Source organism: Caulobacter sp. CCG-8 (genome assembly GCF_037402475.1).
In the GTDB taxonomy this organism is placed as follows: Bacteria; Pseudomonadota; Alphaproteobacteria; order Caulobacterales; family Caulobacteraceae; genus Caulobacter.
The window spans coordinates 150696-170000 of the sequence record NZ_JBBEUD010000002.1 but is presented as its reverse complement, the minus strand read 5'-3'; the positions used below and the strand labels follow the sequence as shown (position 1 = coordinate 170000).

The 19305-nt window shown below is 69.8% G+C and carries 10 protein-coding genes; 6 read left to right on the top strand and 4 right to left on the bottom strand.

The annotated features are described in order from the left end of the window. Positions 1-39 precede the first annotated feature (39 nt). Positions 40-2388, bottom strand: coding sequence for a glucan 1,4-alpha-glucosidase (locus WAE60_RS02290; protein WP_337684751.1), 2349 nt, complete (start codon positions 2386-2388; stop codon positions 40-42). A gap of 40 nt (positions 2389-2428) precedes the next feature. Further along, positions 2429-3982 carry an MFS transporter gene (locus WAE60_RS02285; protein ID WP_337684750.1) on the bottom strand — a complete coding sequence of 518 codons (1554 nt, stop codon included), beginning with the start codon at positions 3980-3982 and terminating at the stop codon, positions 2429-2431. A 298-nt stretch (positions 3983-4280) separates the two neighbouring features. Here WAE60_RS02285 and WAE60_RS02280 point away from each other — a divergent pair, with 298 nt between their 5' ends. Then, positions 4281-5354 (top strand): LacI family DNA-binding transcriptional regulator, encoded by a 1074-nt coding sequence (locus WAE60_RS02280; protein WP_231499553.1) that lies wholly within the window; start codon positions 4281-4283, stop codon positions 5352-5354. Between the two features lie 317 nt (positions 5355-5671). Then, positions 5672-8023, top strand: coding sequence for a hypothetical protein (locus tag WAE60_RS02275; RefSeq protein WP_337684748.1), 2352 nt, complete (start codon positions 5672-5674; stop codon positions 8021-8023). Between the two features lie 191 nt (positions 8024-8214). Here the strand turns inward: WAE60_RS02275 and WAE60_RS02270 are convergent, their stop codons facing one another. After that, entirely contained in the window at positions 8215-9840 is a 1626-nt protein-coding gene (locus tag WAE60_RS02270) for an alpha-amylase family glycosyl hydrolase (protein WP_337684746.1), read from the bottom strand. Between the two features lie 492 nt (positions 9841-10332). Here WAE60_RS02270 and WAE60_RS02265 point away from each other — a divergent pair, with 492 nt between their 5' ends. From WAE60_RS02265 to WAE60_RS02250, 4 genes are all read left to right on the top strand, one after another. Next, entirely contained in the window at positions 10333-13095 is a 2763-nt protein-coding gene (locus WAE60_RS02265; protein WP_337684744.1) for a TonB-dependent receptor, read from the top strand. Between the two features lie 115 nt (positions 13096-13210). Further along, positions 13211-14710 (top strand): tryptophan halogenase family protein, encoded by a 1500-nt coding sequence (locus tag WAE60_RS02260; RefSeq protein WP_337684742.1) that lies wholly within the window; start codon positions 13211-13213, stop codon positions 14708-14710. A 37-nt stretch (positions 14711-14747) separates the two neighbouring features. Continuing rightward, entirely contained in the window at positions 14748-15953 is a 1206-nt protein-coding gene (locus WAE60_RS02255) for a winged helix-turn-helix domain-containing protein (RefSeq protein WP_337684740.1), read from the top strand. Between the two features lie 108 nt (positions 15954-16061). Further along, positions 16062-17879, top strand: coding sequence for a DEAD/DEAH box helicase (locus WAE60_RS02250; protein ID WP_029917075.1), 1818 nt, complete (start codon positions 16062-16064; stop codon positions 17877-17879). A 64-nt stretch (positions 17880-17943) separates the two neighbouring features. Here the strand turns inward: WAE60_RS02250 and WAE60_RS02245 are convergent, their stop codons facing one another. Continuing rightward, positions 17944-19098 carry a glycosyltransferase 61 family protein gene (locus tag WAE60_RS02245; protein ID WP_337684737.1) on the bottom strand — a complete coding sequence of 385 codons (1155 nt, stop codon included), beginning with the start codon at positions 19096-19098 and terminating at the stop codon, positions 17944-17946. Positions 19099-19305 lie beyond the last annotated feature (207 nt).

Below are 19305 nucleotides of genomic sequence, written 5' to 3'. Positions count from 1 at the left end.
CGCGCCGGATTTCGCAGGCGCGGACGAAGCTTGGCCGCTCTACTTCGCGTAGCGCGCCGCCACCGGCTCGTAGCGATCCCACACCTGGCCGTCGCTGACCGAGCGCAGCAGCTTGACGTATTCGGCGTGCGACCAGGCCAGGGGCGTGGCCGAGTCCGTGCCCTCGCCGCGCGCATAGCCGTGCGGATTGGGGCCGATGCCGTCCCAGACCTGTTCGGGGATCAGCAGGCCGTCGTTGGCGAACAGCTCCATGGCCTTGACGTAGCGGTCACGGATCTTGCGGATCGTGGCGGCGTCGGGCTTGCCGTTCAGGCTGGCCAGGGCCAGCTCGTAGTGGCCGCGCTCGCCGGTGAAGATCGGCCAGACCCGGCCGCGCTGGCCGGGGCTCATCTTGCCGCCGACGCCGTAGTTGGCGCCCGTCTGGGCGTCCTCGCCGTAGCCGTCGACGTCGTAGCGCCGCCAGCCCGGGAACTCGCCCTCGACGCCGGGGAACGTGAAGTCGTAGCGCACGCGGTAGAGGTCGGCCCGGCTGGTGTCGTCCAGTTCCGGCAGGCTGCCGACGATCGCCTTATCGTCGGCCCGGCGCACGCCGTAGCGGACCAGCTCCAGGAAGCCGCCGTCGACCACCTGGTCCTTGGGCGGGGCGATCTGGCCGTTGGCCGCGCCGATCGGGGCGTGGTCGTTGGGGTCCTCGTTCTGGTTCAGGCGGACATAGTAGGTCCCGTCGCCGAACGGCCCCTTGGTGGTGACCATCCGGGCCTCGACCTTGGCCGAATAGGCGTCGGCCGTGGCGCGGTAGCGGGCCGCGCCCGTCGCGTCGCCCGCCAGCTCGGCGATGTCGCCCGCCGTGACTAGGCCGGCGATGGTCGCCGCCGTGGTCGAGGGCGAGTAGCCGCCCTGCTCTTCCCAGCGCTCCTGCTGGGTGAACGGCGGCGTGATCGTCTCGTGGTTCCAGCCGATCCCCACCTTGCCGCCGTCGACCAGGAAGTCGGCCGCCGGCTTGATCATCTTGCCGTAGTAGGCCTTCAGGTCGGCTTCCGAGAGCCAGCCCAGCTTCCACAGCTTCCAGCCCAGCATGATCGGCATGGCCGTCTGGTCCAGCTGGACGCCGACCCATTCGGTGGTGCCGTCCACCCAGGTCTTCTGCAGGAACCAGCCGCCGACCCCGGTATTGCCCTTGGTGCCGGCCTTGACCTGCACCTGCGGCAGGTAGTGGAAGGCCGCCAGCGGGGTCTGCTTGTCGCCCAGGGCCGCCAGGGCCATGGCGCACTGGTAGAAGTCGCGCGGCCAGACGGCCTTGTAGCCCGTCGAGGGCTTGGAGGCGTCGACCGTGTCGCCCCACGGGTTGGACAGCGAGGCGATCAGGGCGCCGGCATAGGTGCGGTCCTCCTGCACCTTCAGCATCAGGGCGCTGGCCTGGACCAGCTTGCCGCCGTCCTCCGAGGCCTCGCGCAGGCGCGGCAGCTCGGTCAGCGAAGCCAGATAGTCCTCCCACCCCACGCGGTCGCCTTCGCCGTTGTAGCGGGCCAGGACCTCGTCATAGCCGGTCTTCAGCGTGGCCGAGGCGGCCTGGTCGGCGGCGGCGGCGTTGGGGCCGAAACCGATGGCGTAGTCCACCGTCACTTCACCGTCCTTGATCTCGGCGACGCGACCCGTGAGCATGATCGCGCCACGGACATTCCCGGTGTCAGCATGGAGGTCGTTCAACTGGCCGTCGGCGGCCAGGTCCGTGAGCCCGTCCGTCTTGCCCAGGAAGCCCGCGCTGGCCGCGCTGAACGGTTGCGACCCCTTCAGGGCCAGGAACACGTCCTTCTCATTCGCGGTCAGGGCTGTGTTGCTGGCCGTCCCGGCGTCGTCGCCGCCGGTATTGGCCATATGCGGCTCGAGCAGCAGATAGGGCGTGATCGGTCCCTTCAGGGCCCGGAAGGTGACGCGAACGAACAGCGACTGGCGATCGGGATCCGTGAAGATCCGTTTCTCGATCTCGAACGCGCCGCCCTTGTGCGTCGTGGTGACCTTGTAGGCCGGCGATAGAGGACGTCCCGCCGCATCGACGTGGAGATACTCGGTCTTCGTCGTGGTGTCCGGTCCCTCGATCGCGATCCCGCGCGAGAACCGCACGGCAAAGCGCAGCTGCTTGATCTGGGCCTCGTGGATCAGGCCGTACATGGTCTCGGTCAGGGTCCCGTCGGCGATCGAGAACCACACCTTCGACACCGCGCCCGTCGGGCCGCCGTCCTTGTAGGCGCCGTCGACATAGGCCTCGTAGGACGCCCCGACGCCGGTCTTGGCGGCATAGGCCCAGGTGGTCGGGGTCTGGGCGTGAGCGGCGGCGCCCAGGGCGACGGCGGCCGTTGAAGCGAGCGCGAGCATCTTCAGGCAACGCATGGAACTACCTCGTGAAATGACGGCGTCGATGAGACGCGATTCAAGCTTTTGACAGGACTTCGGGCGCCGGGACGGCGGCCGGCGCGGCCTTGGGCTCGCCCACGTCGCGGACCAGGAACACGCAGGCGGCGGCGGCCAGCATCCCGCCCGCGCCCAGGACCAGGGCCCAGATCGCCTCGCCGCCGAAGAACGCCCTCAGCAGCAGGCCCAGGATGGTCGCGGCCAGCAGCTGCGGGATGACAATGAAGAAATTGAAGATGCCCATGTAGACGCCCATCTTCCGCGCCGGCAGGGCGCCCGACAGGATCGAGTACGGGGCCGACAGGATCGACGACCAGGCGAAGCCCACGCCGATCATCGGCAGCCACAGCAGGCCGGGGTCGCGGATCAGCGGGAAGACCGCCAGGCCCAGGCCGCCCAGGCCCAGGCACAGGGCGTGGCTGGCCTTGCGGCCGACGGCGCGGGCGATCGTCGGGATCACCAGGGCCGCCAGGGCCGCCACGCCGTTGTAGATGGCGAACAGCACCCCCACCCAGTCGGCGCCGTCGTTATAGGCCCGCGAGGCGGTGTCGGCGGCGTGGTAGTGGAAGGCGGCGACGGCCGGGGTCGTGTAGATCCACATGGCGAACAGGCCGAACCACGAGAAGAACTGGACCACCGCCAGCTGCTTCATGGTGGCGGGCATGCGGAACAGGTCCTCGACCACTTCCGAGAAGCCGTTGGCGGTCCGTCCGCCCCGCCGCAGCAGGCCGGCGACCAGTTGCGCCGCGCCGAACAGACCGACCATGCCGGCCAGGACATAGACCTCCTTCTCCAGCCGCGTCGCGAAGATCGCGGCGGCCAGCAGCAGGCCGGCCACGGTCCAGACCAGGCCGCCGACGATGTAGGCGCGGACCGTGCGGGTCGGGGCGTCGGCCTCCGCCGCGGCCTTGCGCGCGGGGTCGGACGCCTCGAAGGCGGCCAGCTGGTCGGGGCTGTATTCGCGGCTGGTGAACACCGTCCACAGCACGGCCAGCAGCAGGCCCGCCGCGCCGGCGTAGAAGGCGATGTGCACCGACGGCGGCACGCCGCCGCCCTCGGCCACGTTGCTGACCGAGAACCAGTGGGTCAGCATCCACGGCAGGGCCGAGGCCAGGACCGCCCCGACGCCGATGAAGAAGCTCTGCATGGCGTAGCCCGAGGCGCGCTGCTCGTCGGGCAGGTTGTCGCCGACGAAGGCCCGGAACGGCTCCATGGTGATGTTTATCGAGGCGTCCATCACCCACAGGGCGGCCGCGGCGATCCACAGGACCGGGGCGTTGGGCATGACCACCAGGGCGGCGCTGGTCAGGATCGCGCCCCACAGGAAGTACGGGCGGCGGCGGCCCAGGCGGCCCCAGGTCTTGTCGCTGAGATAGCCGATGATCGGCTGCACCAGCAGGCCGGTGGCCGGGGCGGCGATCCACAGGATCGCCAGGTGGTTCACCTCGACGCCGAGGCTCTGGAAGATTCGCGAGGTGTTGGCGTTCTGCAGCCCGAAACCGATCTGGATCCCGAAGAACCCGAAGCACATGTTCCAGATCTGGAAGACATTCAGTCGAGCCTTGGTCGCCATCGCTCCCCTTCCCCGCCCCGTTGACCGGAACTTTGCGCAAATTTTTTCAGCGCTTTGTGAGGCGGCATTTGTGCATGCGCCGTTCCGGCTGGCAACGGGATTTTCCAAATTTTCCGGGCTCGAAGTGCGGATACATGAGGAATTCCACGGAACCCTCGGGGCTCGGAGCCCATCCCGCAGCCAAGGAAGATGGCAGAAGATTGCATAAATTTTCAAGATCGCGCGACGGAACGCGGCCGCGCCTCGTCCATGACGCTTGAAAAGCATGTCCACGGCGCCTTAACAAAGGTCTGAAAAGATTTGCGGCAAATTTTGCAGCGCATCTCGACACAGAGATTCGACGGGACGGGGCGGGACAGTGACCAAGGGCGCGACGCGGCTTGAAGACCTGGCCAGGCTGGCCGGCGTATCGATCTCCACCGCCTCGCGGGCGCTGAACGACAGCCCGGCCGTCAACACGCGCACCAAGCAGCTGATCTGGAAGCTGGCGCGCGAGATGGACTATCCGTTCCGCCGCTACATGCCCGCCGGCCCGATCGGCGCGGAAGGCACGATCGCCATCGTCGTCCCCCGCCCCCAGGGCCGCGAGGGCCGGCTGTCGGACCCGTTCTTCCTCGAGCTGCTGGCCGGCGTCGGCGAGGCGGCGCGCGAACGCGGCTGCGACCTGGTCATCAGCCACGTGGCCCCGACCAGCTTCGAGGACCTGTCGGTGGCCATGACCACCAGCCGCGCCGACGGCGTGATCTTCCTGGGCCAGAGCTGGCTGCACACCGCCTTCAACCGCCTGGCCGAGACGGAAGGCCGCTTCGTGGTCTGGGGCGCTCAGCTTCCGGACCAGGCCTATTGCTCGGTGGGGTCGGACAACCCGCTGGGCGCCAAGCGCGCGACGCTGCACCTGGCGCGCCTGGGCCGCAAGCGCATCGTCTTCCTGGGCGACACCGAGGCCCCCGAGGCCATGCAGCGCCATCGCGGCTATCTGGACGCCGTCGAGCAGTTCGGCCTGGGCGTCGATCCGGAGCTGATCGTGCCGGCCCATTTCGAGGTCGAGTCCGCCGAGGCCAGCGTCGATTCCCTGATCCAGCGCGGCGTGAAGTTCGACGGCGTGGTCGCCGCCTCGGACCTGATCGCCCTGGGGGCCATCCGCGCCCTGCAGCACGCGGGGATGTCGATCCCCGGCGACGTCTCGGTGATCGGCTATGACGACGTGCCCTTCGCCCGCTATTCGCGCCCGGCGCTCAGCACCATCTCGCAGGACACCGCCAAGGCGGGCCGGCTGATGGTGTCCAAGCTGCTGGACGCCAGCGGCCAGGGCGCCAGCCGCTCGGAGCGGGTGCCCACGGACCTGATCATCCGCGAATCCTGCGGCGGCTGACCGCCTGCCGGCTAGGCGATTTGCGGGGTCGGCCCTGAGGCGATGACCCTATGGAGCCCCTCCGCTCGCGAGGGAAAATGCCCGCTCACCCGGCGATCGCGCCTTCCTGGCCGGTCCGGAAATCCCGAGCGAGGCGGCCGTGAAGACCTTATTGGCGATGGGCCTGGCGCTGTCGATCACGGCGCCGGTCGGTTTGGCCGGGCTGTCCGGCGGCGCATGGTCCCCGGACGCGGCGACGGCGGCCGAGCCGGCCGCGACCACCGCCGCCAAGACCATCGACGCCCCGCCCCTGGCCCCGGTCCTACCAGGTCGACGGCGTGTCGTTCTCGCTCTACCGCCCCGAGGTCGATTCCTGGGAGGGCGACACCCTCAAGGCCCGGGCCGTGATGGCGGTGAAGACCGGCGAGACCAAGGACGCGTCGGGCAAGGCGGTCGCCCAGCAGGACTACGGGGTCCTCTGGCTGACCGCCCGCACCGAGACCGACAAGGAAGCCCGCGAAGTGGTGCTGGACCGGCTGACCATCGACCGCGCCAGCTTCCCGGCGGCCAAGGACCAGGAGACGCGCTACCTGGCCCTGGCCCGCAAGGTCGCGCCGACCACCAGCCTGGTGGCCAGCCTGAACCAGCTGGAAGCCTCGCTGGCCCTCACGGAGGCGGGCCGATCGCCCGAGGTCTCGCAGCCGGTCGACAACGCCCCGCCCGAGATCCTGTTCGCCTTCACCCCGACCCTGCTGGTGCTGATCGACGGCCAGCCGGTGCTCAAGCCCTCGGGCGTGGCCAGAGTCGAGCGGGTGATCAACACCCGCGCCGTGCTGCTGAAAAGCCAGGGCGCCTTCTACCTGACGCGGGACGGCAAGTGGGCGACGGCGACCTCGCTGGACGGGCCGTGGACCCTCGTCGCCAAGCCGCCGGCGGCCGTGACCCAGGCGGCCGCCAAGCTGGGCCCCGCCAAGCCGCCGCCGGCCCAGGCCGACCGGCAGGTCGATCCGGCCGCCGCCCAGCCCAAGGCCACGATCCTGGTCCGCACCCATCCGGCCGAGCTGATCAGCGTCGAGGGCGACCCGGCCTTCGTCCCGATCCCCGGCACGTCCCTGAAGTTCGTGTCCAACACCCCCGCCGACGTGCTGATCGACGGCGCGGGCGGCTGGTACGTGCTGATCGCCGGGCGCTGGTTCACGGCCGCCTCGTCCAAGGGACCCTGGCGCTGGGTCGATCCCAAGATCCTGCCGGCCGACTTCGCCAAGATCCCCAGCGACGGCCCCAAGGGCGCGGTCCTGGCCTCGATCCCCGGCACGCCCGAAGCCCGGGAGTCGCTGGTGGCCAACGCCGTCCCGCAGACGGCTACTGTCAACCGCAACGAGGCCCGCTTCGACGCCCTCTACGACGGCGAGCCGAAGTTCAAGCCGATCCAGGGCACGGGGCTGAGCTACGCGGTCAATTCCCACGCCCCGGTGATCAACGCCGGCGCGTCCGGCTACTACGCCCTGGAGAACGGGGTCTGGTTCAGCGCCGCCGCGCCGAGGGGACCGTGGGCCGCCGCCACCCAGGTGCCGCCCGAGATCTACAAGATCCCCAGCGCCTCGCCCCTGCACTACGTGACCTATGTCACGATCTACGGGACCAACGGCGACGAGATCTATGTCGGCTACACCCCCGGCTACTACGGCACCGTCGTCAGCGACGGGGTCGTGGTCTACGGCTCGGGCTATCCCTGCGACAGCTGGGTCGGGACCGAGTGGTACGGCTGCCCCACGCCCTACGGCTATGGCGCCGCCTTCGGCTACGGCGCGGCCATGGGCTGGGCGCTGGCGTTCGGGTGGGGCTGGTACGATCCCTGGTACGATCCGTGGTGGGGCCCCTGGTATCCCTACTATCCGGGCTACTATCCCATCGGCGGCGTCGTGGCCGGCAATGTCTACGGCCGCTGGGGGAACAGCGTGGTGGCCGGCACGGGCGCGGCCTGGGCCAATCCCTGGACTGGCAACTACGGCCGGGCCGGACAGGGCGGCTACTACAACACCCGCACCGGCGGACGGGGCTACGGCTACGCCGGCCGCAACACCAACATCTACACCGGCATCTCGACCGCGGCGGCCGGCGGGGTGCGCTACAATCCCCAGACCGGGCGGGTCGTGGCCGGCCAGGGCGGCTCGATCTCGAACATCTATACCGGCGAAGGCGTGGCGGGCGGCTCGCGCACCGTGGTCAACACCGAGACCGGCCGCGTGACCAACCAGGCCGGCGCGGCCGGACGCGGCCAGGAGGGCGCGGGCGCGATCGGCGGGTTCAACACCCAGGGCCCGGGCGGCGGCGAGGCGAAGGGCGCGGGCTACATCCACTACGACCGCGACACCGGCGACATCTCCAAGGGCGGCGTCGTCGACATCAACGGCAACATCTACGCCGGCAAGGACGGCAATGTTTACAAGCACGGCGAAGACGGCTGGGAACAGGCCGGGGCCGGCGGCAAGTTCTCGAAGACCGACCGCCCCGACCCGTCGCTGGACCGCGAGCGGGTCAGCCGCGACCGCGGCTTCGAACGCGACCGCAGCGGCGGCGCCGGCTTCGAACGCTCGGCCGCCAGCCGCCCATCCTTTGACCGGGGAGCCTACGGCGGCGGCTTCGGCGGCCACATGGGCGGCATGCGCGGCGGCGGGCGCCGGCGCTAAGGCTTCGCTCTCGACCTGCGGCGCGGATATTCTGGCGAGATCAGAACCCAAACCGTTGTCTTCCCGGAAGCCTCGCAGAGGCTGTCCGGGCCCCAGGGGACTGGGCGAAGGCGGTGCGGTCCACCTGGATTCCGGGTCTACGGCCCGCTACGCGGCCTCCGCCCGGGATGACAAACAAAGTCGGATGCGCCCTAGGCCTTGCGCGCCACCAGCCCGGCCATGGGCGGCAGCACGCCCTCCCCGGCCAGGTTGACGCTGTCGACGATCGCCCAGCCGGCCGGCAGGTCCCAGGCCGCGGCCTCGAAGCCCAGGTTGAAGGCGCACAGCACCTGGTCCGCGCCCTCGCCCCGCAGGAACACCAGCAGCGGCTCGGGCGCCTCGACCAGGGTCATGCCGCCCGTCCGCAAGGCCGGCAGCCGGCGGCGCAGCGCGACCACGCGGCGGGTCAGGTTCAGGGTGGAGTCGCCGTCGCGCTCCTGGCGGTCGACGGCCAGGTCGATGTGCGACGGATCGATCGGCAGCCAGGGCTCGACCTTGGAGAAGCCCGTGTGGGCGGCCACGGCCACCCAGGGCATCGGCGTGCGGGCGCCGTCGCGCCCCAGGGTCTCGGGCCAGTTGGCGATCGCCTCGGGGTCCTGCAGGCGGTCGTAGGGCACCTCGGCCTGGGGCAGGCCCAGCTCCTCGCCCTGGTAGATGAAGACGTTGCCGCGCAGGCAGACCAGCAGCAGCAGCGACATGTCGGCGAAGGCCTTGGGATCGCGACCCCGGGCCCAGCGCGACACCGCGCGCGGCGCGTCGTGGTTCGAGAAGGTCCAGGACGGCCAGCCCTGGCCTTCCTCGCCCGACCACATGGCGGTCCCCTGCCGGATCAGGTCGGCCGCCAGGGTGTCGGCGTAGAGGTAGAGGAAGCCGTAGGCGCTGTGCAGGCGATCGGGGCCCTGGGTGTACAGCTTCATCTCGCTGTCGGCGCGCTCGCCCCCGACCTCGGCCACCATGAAGCGGCCGCCGTACGACTCGCCCAGCAGGCGCAGCCGGGTCAGGAAGGCGGGGATGTCGTCGTGCGACTGATTGTGGAAATGGTGCTGGAAGTCGAACGGCCGGGTGCGCTTGCCCTCGCCGCTCAGGATCGGCGGATTGTCGGTCAGGGCCTGGTCGTGCATCGCGAAATTGATCGCGTCGAAACGGAAGCCGTCGACGCCGCGCTCCAGCCAGAACCGGGCCGTGGCGATCAGGGCGTCCTGCACCTGCGGGCTGTGGACGTTGAGGTCCGGCTGGGCCGACAGGAAGTTGTGCAGATAGTACTGGCGGCGGCGCGCGTCCCAGGTCCAGGACGGCCCGCCGAACACCGACTGCCAGTTGCTGGGCGGCGAGCCGTCGGGCTTGGCGTCGGCCCAGACGTACCAGTCGGCCTTGGGGTTGCTACGGTCCTGGCGGCTGGCCTTGAACCACGGGTGCTCGTCGGAAGTGTGCGAGAACACCTGGTCGATGATCACCTTCAGGCCCAGGGCGTGGGCCTTCTCGATCAGGCGGTCGAAGTCGGCCAGGGTCCCGAAGATCGGATCCACGTCCTCGTAGTTCGAGACGTCGTAGCCGAAGTCCTTCATCGGCGAGGTGAAGAACGGCGACAGCCAGACGGCGTCCACGCCCAGCGAGGCCACGTGCTCCAGGTGGGCCGTGACGCCCGGCAGGTCGCCCACCCCGTCGCCGTTCGAGTCTGCGAAGCTGCGCGGATAGATCTGGTAGATCACCGCGCCGCGCCACCAATCGTGGTCCTGGGCCAGGTCGACGGACGGCTTTGAAAGGGTCTCGACCGTCACTGGCCAACCTCCGGAACGCAAATCGTGTGAGCGGACGCATCGGCGAGACCGCCGCGATCATTGGTCGCGTCGTCGCCGAGCAGGCGGTCGGGCAAGACGAAACCGGCCGCACGGCGGGACGTCCCGACCCGCGCGACTCCGGCGGCCAAGACCTCGGGAGCGGCGAACGCGGCGTCCGCCGATCGACTCATCCCTGCCCCCGAAATGCCCACGCCCCTCGCCCTTCCCGCTTATCGAAGACCGGTCGATAGAACGCCGATCCATTGTTTGCAATCTTTTGCAGAAACCCCGCAAACCTGTCAATCGACCTTATCGCCCCACGAAACGCGCCAATTTCCCAACTTTCGGCGCTTCATCTGGACCGAAAAGCCACAGATGACATTTTGTCCATTTTTCCAGTTGCAATCCGATGCGTTTATTTGCAGTAATTTTCACAACGAAGCTTGGATCACCGCGGCGCAACCGCGGGAGCCGATTGGGAGGGAGCCTCAAATGACGACCAATTCGATGCCGCGCCGAGCGCGGCTGATGAGCGGAGCGGCCACGGGCCTGGCCCTGCTCCTGACCACCGCCGGCGTCGCCCACGCTCAGGACGCGGCCGCGCCCAGCACCGACACCGTCGAGGAAATCACCGTCACCGGCATCCGCGCCGGCATCCAGAACTCGATCGCGCTGAAGAAGACCTCCAGCTCGATCGTCGAGGCCGTGTCGGCCGAGGACATCGGCAAGCTGCCCGACACCTCGATCGCCGAATCCCTGGCCCGCCTGCCCGGCCTGACCGCCCAGCGCCTGGACGGCCGCGCACAGTCGATCTCGGTCCGCGGCCTGGGTCCCGACTACAACACCGTGCTGTTGAACGGCCGCGAGCAGGTCTCGACCGGCGACAACCGCGGCGTCGAGTTCGACCAGTATCCGTCGGAAATCCTCAGCGGCGTGCTGGTCTACAAGACCCCCGACGCCGCCCTGATCGGCCAGGGCCTGGCCGGCACCGCCGACCTGCAGACCATCCGCCCGCTGAAGTACGGCAAGAAGGTCCTGTCGGCCAACGCCCGCTACGAGTTCAACGGCGAGAAGAAGCTGAACCCGGACGCCAAGGACACCGGCCACCGCCTCAGCGCGACCTGGGTCGACCAGTTCCTGGACGACACCCTGGGCGTGGCCGTCGCCGTGTCGGACATCTCGACCCCGACCCAGAGCCGCCGCTTCAACGCCTGGGGCTATCCCAACGTCTCGACCGGCGGCCCGCTGGTGATCGGCGGCGCCAAGCCGTACGTGCAGTCCAACAACCTCAAGCGCACCGGCGTCATCGGCGTGCTGGAATACGCCCCGACCGACAAGCTGCGCAGCTCGCTCGACCTCTACTATTCGAAGTTCCGCGAGAAGCAGATCCTGCGCGGCATCGAGCTGCCGCTGTTCTGGAGCTCGGCCACGCTGCAGCCCGGCTACACCGTCCAGGACGGCCTGATCACCCAGGGCGCCTACACCGGCGTGAAGGGGGTCATGCGCAACGACCTCAACACCCGCCACACCGAGCTGAAGTCGGCCGGCTGGAACATCGCCTACGAGACCGACAACGGCTGGACCCTGGCCGCCGACCTCAGCTACTCGGCCGCCGACCGCACCGACGTGATCTTCGAGTCCTATTCGGGCACGGGTCCGGCCGGCGTCGGCGCCACCGACACCCTGACCTTCAACACCACGCCGGGCGCCGGCACCACCTTCGGCTCGAGCCTGGACTACACGAACTCGACCCTGTTCGTGCTGACCGATCCCCAGGGCTGGGGCGCGGGCGCGGCCGGCGGGGCGCTGACCCAGGCGGGCTTCTACAACACGCCCGCGATCAAGGACGAGCTGGACGCGGTCCGCCTGATGGCCAAGCGCGACCTGGAGTGGGGCCCGATCAACAGGGTCGAGTTCGGCTACAACGCCAGCCGCCGTGAGAAGTCCAAGGAAGTGCACGAAAGCTTCCTGACCTTCGGCGGCCGCATCGCCGACGGCGCGCCGACCAGCCGCGCGATCCCCAAGGAAGCCCTGGTCGGCACCGTCAGCCTGGACCTGATCGGCATCAAGGCCATGCTGGCCTACGATCCGATGTACCTGCTCAAGAACAACTACTACACGCTGATCGCCGACCAGAACCCGGCCGTCCAGACGCGCAACTGGTCGGTCGAGGAGAAGGTCCAGATCGGCTACGTGAAGTTCGACATCGACAGCAAGGTCGGCTCGGTGCCGGTCACCGGCAACACCGGCCTGCAGGTGGTCTATACCGACCAGTTCTCCAAGGGCACGCGGATCAATCCGGCCGACACCGCCCACCCGACCAGCAACGACGGCGGCGACACCTACACCTACGTCCTGCCCAGCCTGAACCTGACGTTCGACCTCAGCAACGAGACGTTCCTGCGGTTCGGCGCGGCCCGCACCCTGGCCCGCGCCCGGATGGACGAGATGCGCGCCAGCCAGTCGTTCAACACGAACTTCAGCAACCTGACCTCGACGGATCCGTCCAACGCCTTCTTCAGCACCGAAGGCGGCAATCCCCTGCTGCGGCCCTACATCGCCGACGGCCTGGACCTGTCGCTCGAGAAGTATTTCGGCCGCTCGGCCTACCTCTCGGCCGCCGCCTACTACAAGAAGTTGTCGAACTTCGTGAACTCCAACTCCTCGCACCCCGAGGACTTCTCGGCCTTCGCGGCGCTGCTGCCGCCGGCGGTGCGGTCGCAACTGGGCACGACCCAAGGCGTGGCCAAGGGTCCGGAGAACGGCAAGGGCGGCTACATCCGCGGGATCGAGCTGTCGGCCTCGGTCACGGGCGACATCTTCTTCGAACCCCTGCGCGACTTCGGCCTGATCATCAGCGGCTCGTACACCGACAGCGAGGTCAAGCTGGACGACAACAGCGACCCGATCTCGATGCCGGGTCTGTCGAAGAAGGTGATCAACACCACCTTCTACTACGAGCACAACGGCTTCAACGCCCGGATCAGCAACCGCTATCGCAGCAAGTTCCTGGGCGAAGTGGCCGGCCTCAGCGCCGCGCGGATCTACCGGACCGTCGACACCGAGTCCGTGCTCGACGCCCAGATCGGCTACGAGTTCCGCGAGGGTCCGCTCGACGGCCTGTCCCTGCTGCTGCAGGCCAACAACATCACCGACGAGCCGTTCAAGACCTACGAGAACAACGATCCTCGCCGGACCATCGACTACCAGAAGTACGGCACCACCTACATGGTCGGTCTTTCGTACCGGTTCTAACGCGATCTCCCCTGCGACTCCCCGCCGGCGCCTGCACGCCGGCGGGGATTTTCTTTTGCGGGGAGAGGCATAGGGACTCGTCCGGAGAGGCGGGCCCGGAAGAGGGAAACCAGGGATGGGCGACGACAGGATCAAGTCCGTGGTCGTGGTCGGCGGCGGGACCGCCGGCTGGATGAGCGCGGCCGTGCTGGCCCGGGCCCTGGGCGACAGCGTCCGCATCCGCCTGGTGGAGTCCGAGGAGATCGGGACCGTCGGGGTCGGCGAGGCCACGATCCCCCAGATTCGCAACATCAACGCCTTCCTGGGCCTGGACGAGAACGCCTTCCTCGCCGCCACTCAGGGCACGATCAAGCTGGGCATCCAGTTCGTCGACTGGCGCGCGCCCGGCCACGCCTACCTCCACGCCTTCGGCGAGATCGGCCGCCCGCTGGGCGCCGTGCCCTTCCACCACTACTGGCTGGCGGGCCGTCCGAAGGGCGACGAGCGATCGCTGTGGGACTATTCGCTGAACGCCCGGGCGGCCTTCGCCGGGCGCTTCGACCGGGCCGTCCGCCGGCCCGGCGGCGCGGTCGAGCCGCTGACCTACGCCTTCCAGTTCGACGCCATCCTCTACGCCCGCCACCTGCGCGCCCACGCCGAGCGCCTGGGCGTGGTCCGCACCGAGGGCAAGATCGTCGACACGTCCCTGCGCGAGCCTGACGGCTTCATCCGTTCGGTGACGCTGGAGAGCGGCGAGGTGGTCGAGGGCGACTTCTTCATCGACTGCTCGGGCTTCCGCGGCCTGCTGATCGAGCAGGCTCTCGGGACCGGCTACGAGGATTGGTCGGGCCTCCTGCCCTGCGACCGCGCCGTCGCCGTGCCCACGGCCAACGCCGGCCCGCCCCGTCCCTACACCCAGGCCATCGCCCGGCCCGCCGGCTGGCAGTGGCGCATCCCGCTGCAGCACCGCACCGGCAACGGCCACGTGTTCTGCAGCCGCTTCGTCAGCGAGGACGAGGCCGTCGCCCAGCTGATGGCCAATCTCGAAGGCGAGGCCCTGGCCGAGCCCCGGACGCTGAAGTTCCTGACCGGCCGCCGCAAGCGGTTCTGGAACCGCAACGTCCTGGCCCTGGGCCTGGCCAGCGGCTTCATGGAGCCGCTGGAGTCGACCAGCATCCATCTGGTCCAGTCCGGGCTGTCGCGCCTGCTGAACCTGTTCCCGGACAAGGGTTTCGCCCAGCGCGACATCGACGAGTACAACCGCCAGACCGGCCTGGAATACGAGCGCATCCGCGACTTCCTGGCGCTGCACTACTGGGCCAACCAGCGCCAGGAGCCGTTCTGGCAAGCCTGTCGCGAGATGGCCGTCCCCGCTGAACTGACCCGCAAGGTCGAGCTCTTCCGCACCCACGGCCGGCTGTTCCGCGAGCCCGACGACCTGTTCCTGGAGGCCAGCTGGCTGCAGGTGCTGATCGGCCAGGGCGTGATCCCGCAAGCCCATCACCCCCTGGCGGACCAGCTCACCGACGACCAGCTTCAGGGCTTCCTGGCCGACCTGCGCAAGATCACCGCCGACGGAGCGGCCGCCCTGCCCGCCCATGGTGACTTCCTTCGTCAGCAGTGCGCGGCCCGGTAGCTTGTCACCGGCCGCCCGGCCATGCTCACTCGGGGGCATGGTCGAGACCCTGTCGCACAAGCAAGCCCGCCGCGTCGCCCTGGCCGCCCAGGGGTTCGCCGACAAGCGCCCCGCCGCCCCGACCCGACGGCATCTGATCGCCACGATCCAGCGGCTGGCCCTGCTGCAGATCGACAGCGTCAACGTCGTCTCGCGCTCGCACTACCTGCCGCTGTTCTCGCGCCTGGGCGCCTATCCGCGCCCGCTGCTGGAGGACCTGGCCTGGGGCCGCAAGCCGGCGCTGTTCGAATACTGGGGCCACGAGGCCTCGCTGATGCCGCTGGACCTGCAGCCCCTGCTGCGCTGGCGCATGGAGGACGCGCGCCGGGGCGTCGGGGTCTGGGGCAATGTCGCCAAGTTCCTGGCGAGCCACCGGCCGTTCATCGACAAGGCTCTGGCGGCCATCCACGAGCGCGGCCCGCTGTCGGCCGGCGAGCTGGGCCTGGGCGAGCGCGGCCAGGCCGGCTGGTGGGGCTGGAGCGAGGCCAAGCGGGCGACCGAATGCCTGTTCTGGGCCGGCGAGCTGACCACCGCCACGCGACGCGGGACCTTCGAGCGGGTCTACGGCCTGCCCGAGGAAGTCCTGCCCAAGGCGATCTGGTCGGCGCCGACCCCGTCCCGCGCCGAGGCCCACCGCGTCCTGCTGCGCCGGGCCGCCCGCGCCATGGGCGTGGCCACCGAACGCGACCTGCGCGACTATTTCCGCATGGGCCTGGCCGACGCCCGGCGCGGCGTGGCCGAACTGGTCGAGGCCGGCGATCTGGTCCCGGTCGAGGTCCGGGGCTGGGACCAGCGGGCCTATCTGGCGCCCGACGCCAAGCGGCCGCGCGGCGTGAAGGCCAGCGCCCTGCTCTCGCCGTTCGACAACCTGATCTGGTTCCGCGAGCGGGCCGAGCGCCTGTTCGACGTCCGCATCCGGCTGGAGATCTACACCCCGGCCCACAAGCGCACCCACGGCTACTACGTGCTGCCGTTCCTGCAGGGCGAGGCGATCACGGCGCGCGTGGATCTGAAGGCCGACCGCAAGGCGGGCCTGCTGCGGGTGCTGTCGGCCCATCGCGAACCGGAGGCGAACGCCGAGACCGTCGCCCTCCTGGCGACCGAGCTGCGGCTCATGGCCGCGTGGCTGGGCCTTGCCGGCGTTGCGGTTGCGCCCAGCGGCGACCTGAGCGCGGCCCTGGCGGCGGACGTCGCCGGACATTGACTTTGGCTGGCCAAAGCCTATTTATCCCCAGCTTCGGAGCAGGCTTGGCGAATCCGCGCCACCCGTTCGCCCAAACACGGGTGGCTCCGGACTTCAGACCAGCGTGAAATGACAGAATTTTCCGAACTCGGGCTTTCGCCCACGACCCTCCAAGCGGTCGCCGACACCGGCTATACCACCGCCACCCCGATCCAGGCCCAGGCGATCCCGGTCGCCCTGGCCGGACAGGACGTCCTGGGCATCGCCCAGACGGGCACCGGCAAGACCGCCGCCTTCACCCTGCCCATGGTCGACAAGCTGGCCTCGGGCCGCGCCAAGGCCCGCATGCCGCGCGCCCTGGTCATCGCCCCGACCCGCGAACTGGCCGACCAGGTCGCCGCCAGCTTCGAGAAGTACGCCAAGGGCACCAAGCTCTCGTGGGCGCTGCTGATCGGCGGCGTGTCGTTCGGCGACCAGGAGAAGAAGCTGGACCGCGGCGTGGACGTGCTGATCGCCACCCCGGGCCGCCTGCTCGACCACTTCGAACGCGGCAAGCTGCTGATGACCGGCGTCCAGATCATGGTCGTCGACGAAGCCGACCGCATGCTGGACATGGGCTTCATCCCGGACATCGAGCGCATCTTCAAGCTGACGCCGCCGAAGAAGCAGACCCTGTTCTTCTCGGCGACCATGCCGCCGGAGATCACGCGTCTCACCAAGCAGTTCCTGAAGGATCCGGTGCGGATCGAGGTCGCCAAGCCGGCCACGACCAACGCCAACATCACCCAGCTGCTGGTCAAGGTCCCCTCCTCCGATCCGAAGGCCAAGCGCCTGGCGCTGCGCGCCCTGATCGAGAAGGCCCAGATCGAGACCGGCATCGTGTTCTGCAACCGCAAGACCGAAGTCGACATCGTCGCCAAGTCGCTGAAGAGCCACGGCTTCGACGCCGCCGCCATCCACGGCGACCTGGACCAGAGCCAGCGCATGAAGACCCTGGCGGCCTTCCGCGACGGCTCGCTGAAGATCCTGGTGGCCTCCGACGTCGCCGCGCGCGGCCTGGACATCCCGGCCGTCAGCCACGTCTTCAACTACGACGTCCCGCACCACGCCGACGACTACGTGCACCGCATCGGCCGCACGGGTCGCGCCGGCCGCACCGGCATCACCTACATGCTGGTCACCCCGGCCGACGACAAGGGCTTCGACAAGGTGGTCAAGCTGATCGGCTCGACCCCGGCCGAAGAGAAGCTGGACCTCGACTATTCCAACGCCGTGACCGTGCGCCGCGAAGGCGACAGCAAGCGCGGCGGCGGCCGGGATCGCGACCGCTCGCGCGGCGGCGAGCGTGGCCGCGACCGCGATCGCAACCGCGCCCCGACCGTGCCGTCCGACGTCGCGGCCGCCAATCTGGAAGCCGCCATCGCCGGCGAACCGATCCCCTCGGCCCCGGGCGAAGCCCCGACCAAGCGTCCGTCGCGCAGCCGCAAGCCGCGTGGCGAGCAAGCCGCCGTCGAGACCGTCGAGGCCCAGGCGCCGGCCGCCGAGGAAGCCGCTCCCGCCGAACGCGCCCCGACCGAGCGCAGCCGTCGCGATCGCGGCGGCTCGTCGCGCGACCGCGGCCGCCAGCCGCGCGTCGAACAGGACGCCGTCGTCGAGGCCGCTCCCGCCGAACAGCCGGAACGGACCGAAGGCGAACGCCCGGCCCGCCGTGAACGCGGTCGTGACCGCGATCGCCGCCCCGAGCGGACCGAACAGCCGCGCGCCGAAGCGGCCCCGGCCGAGCGCCCGTCGCGCGCCAACGCCCCGATGCCGGTGCGCGGCGTCCAGCCGGTCCGTGGCCGCGAGGACGACGACGACCGCCGCGTGGTGGGCTTCGGCAACGACGTCCCCGCCTTCCTGATGCGCGCCCCGCCGCGCCTGGCCCCGGTCAGCGACAGCGAAGACTAGGGTCGACGGAAGACCTGGAATCGAAAGGGACGCACGAGGCTCGTGCGTCCCTTTTCTTTTGTCGTCAGAGCGCCGCGTCGACGAAGGCCAGGAAGTCGTCCAGCGGGACCTCGTAGCCGAAGCGGAACCCGCGGCGGAGGCGATGACGCCACGCCACCGCGCCGGGATCGACGGGCGAGGCGCAGACATAGCCGCGCCATCGCGCGCCCGCCTGGCGGGCGGCCGCCCACACCCACTGGCTGGTGAAGTTCTGGGGCTGGATCTCGACGATCGTGGCCCCGGCCGGCGCGAACAGGGCGTTGGTCATGGCCGCGCCGGTCGGCCCGACGATGATCCCCGCCTCCTGCGCCATCCGGACCTGCTCCGCCGCGCTCAGGCGTTCGGGCCTGACGATCTCGAAGCCCCGCGCCCGCAACGCCGTCTCCAGCGCCGTCTCGTTGACCATCACCCGCATCGAGTGCCAGCGGCGCGAGAAATAGAGCCTGCGGCCGCTGGTCCGGGGCTTGGGCGCCGCCGCCAGGATCCGCGCCCGCGTGCGCGCCAGCAGGTCGCCGGGACCGTGCAGATAGTGGTCCATGCTGGTGGCGTGGGCGGCGGCGGCGATCCGGACGACCTTGGCCTTCACCTCCCGCACCGGCCGCCCCGCGGCCATGGCGACCAGGTCGCGCTGCCAGGCGGCCAGGGGCGGCGCGATCGGCGGATAGCGCACCAGCAGCCCCTGCTCGTCGAGGGCCACCAGCGATGGCAGGCAATCGAGCACGAAGTGCCCGTAGTTGAAGTTGCCGCCCCAGGCCTGGAACACCGACGCGCGGTCGAGCGTGGGGATAGCGTCGGGAAGCGTCAGGCGCGTGACGCCGTCCACGACCTCCGCGCCCGGCAGGCCGGAAAGGTCCGGCCAACGCTCCACCGCCTCGCCGGCCGAAGCCCTCAGAACGGCGCCGTCGGGCGACAGGATCGCGCCGAAGCCCGGCAGGTGGAGGACGTCGCGGGTCAGGCACAACGCGGTCGGCCGCACGGACGGCGGGCGGTGCTCGAACGGCCAGGCGGCCAACGCCGCCCCGCCCAGGGCGAAGGCCTCGGCCGCCGCGCCTTCCCCTTCGGGCAGGTCCAGCCTCGCCGGCCCGCCGGCCTCCGCGGCTTCCCGCGCGAAGACCTCGGCGTTCACCGCCGGCAGGACGTTGACCTCATCGACGATCCGGAGCGGCGTAGGCTGGCCCATAGCGGCCTTCGATCACGGGAATCGATGCGAGGCAATCCGGGGGGGGCCGTCGCAGCCGGGGACATGCCCTTGCGGCGTGTCCCCAAGACCTGGCTCCGCGGATGCCGATGGGGACACGCCCAAGGGCATGTCCCCGGCTGAGCGACTTACGCTCGGCGGATAGCGGATGGAGCTCAGCGATTCCAATGCCTTGAACTTTTTCGACTG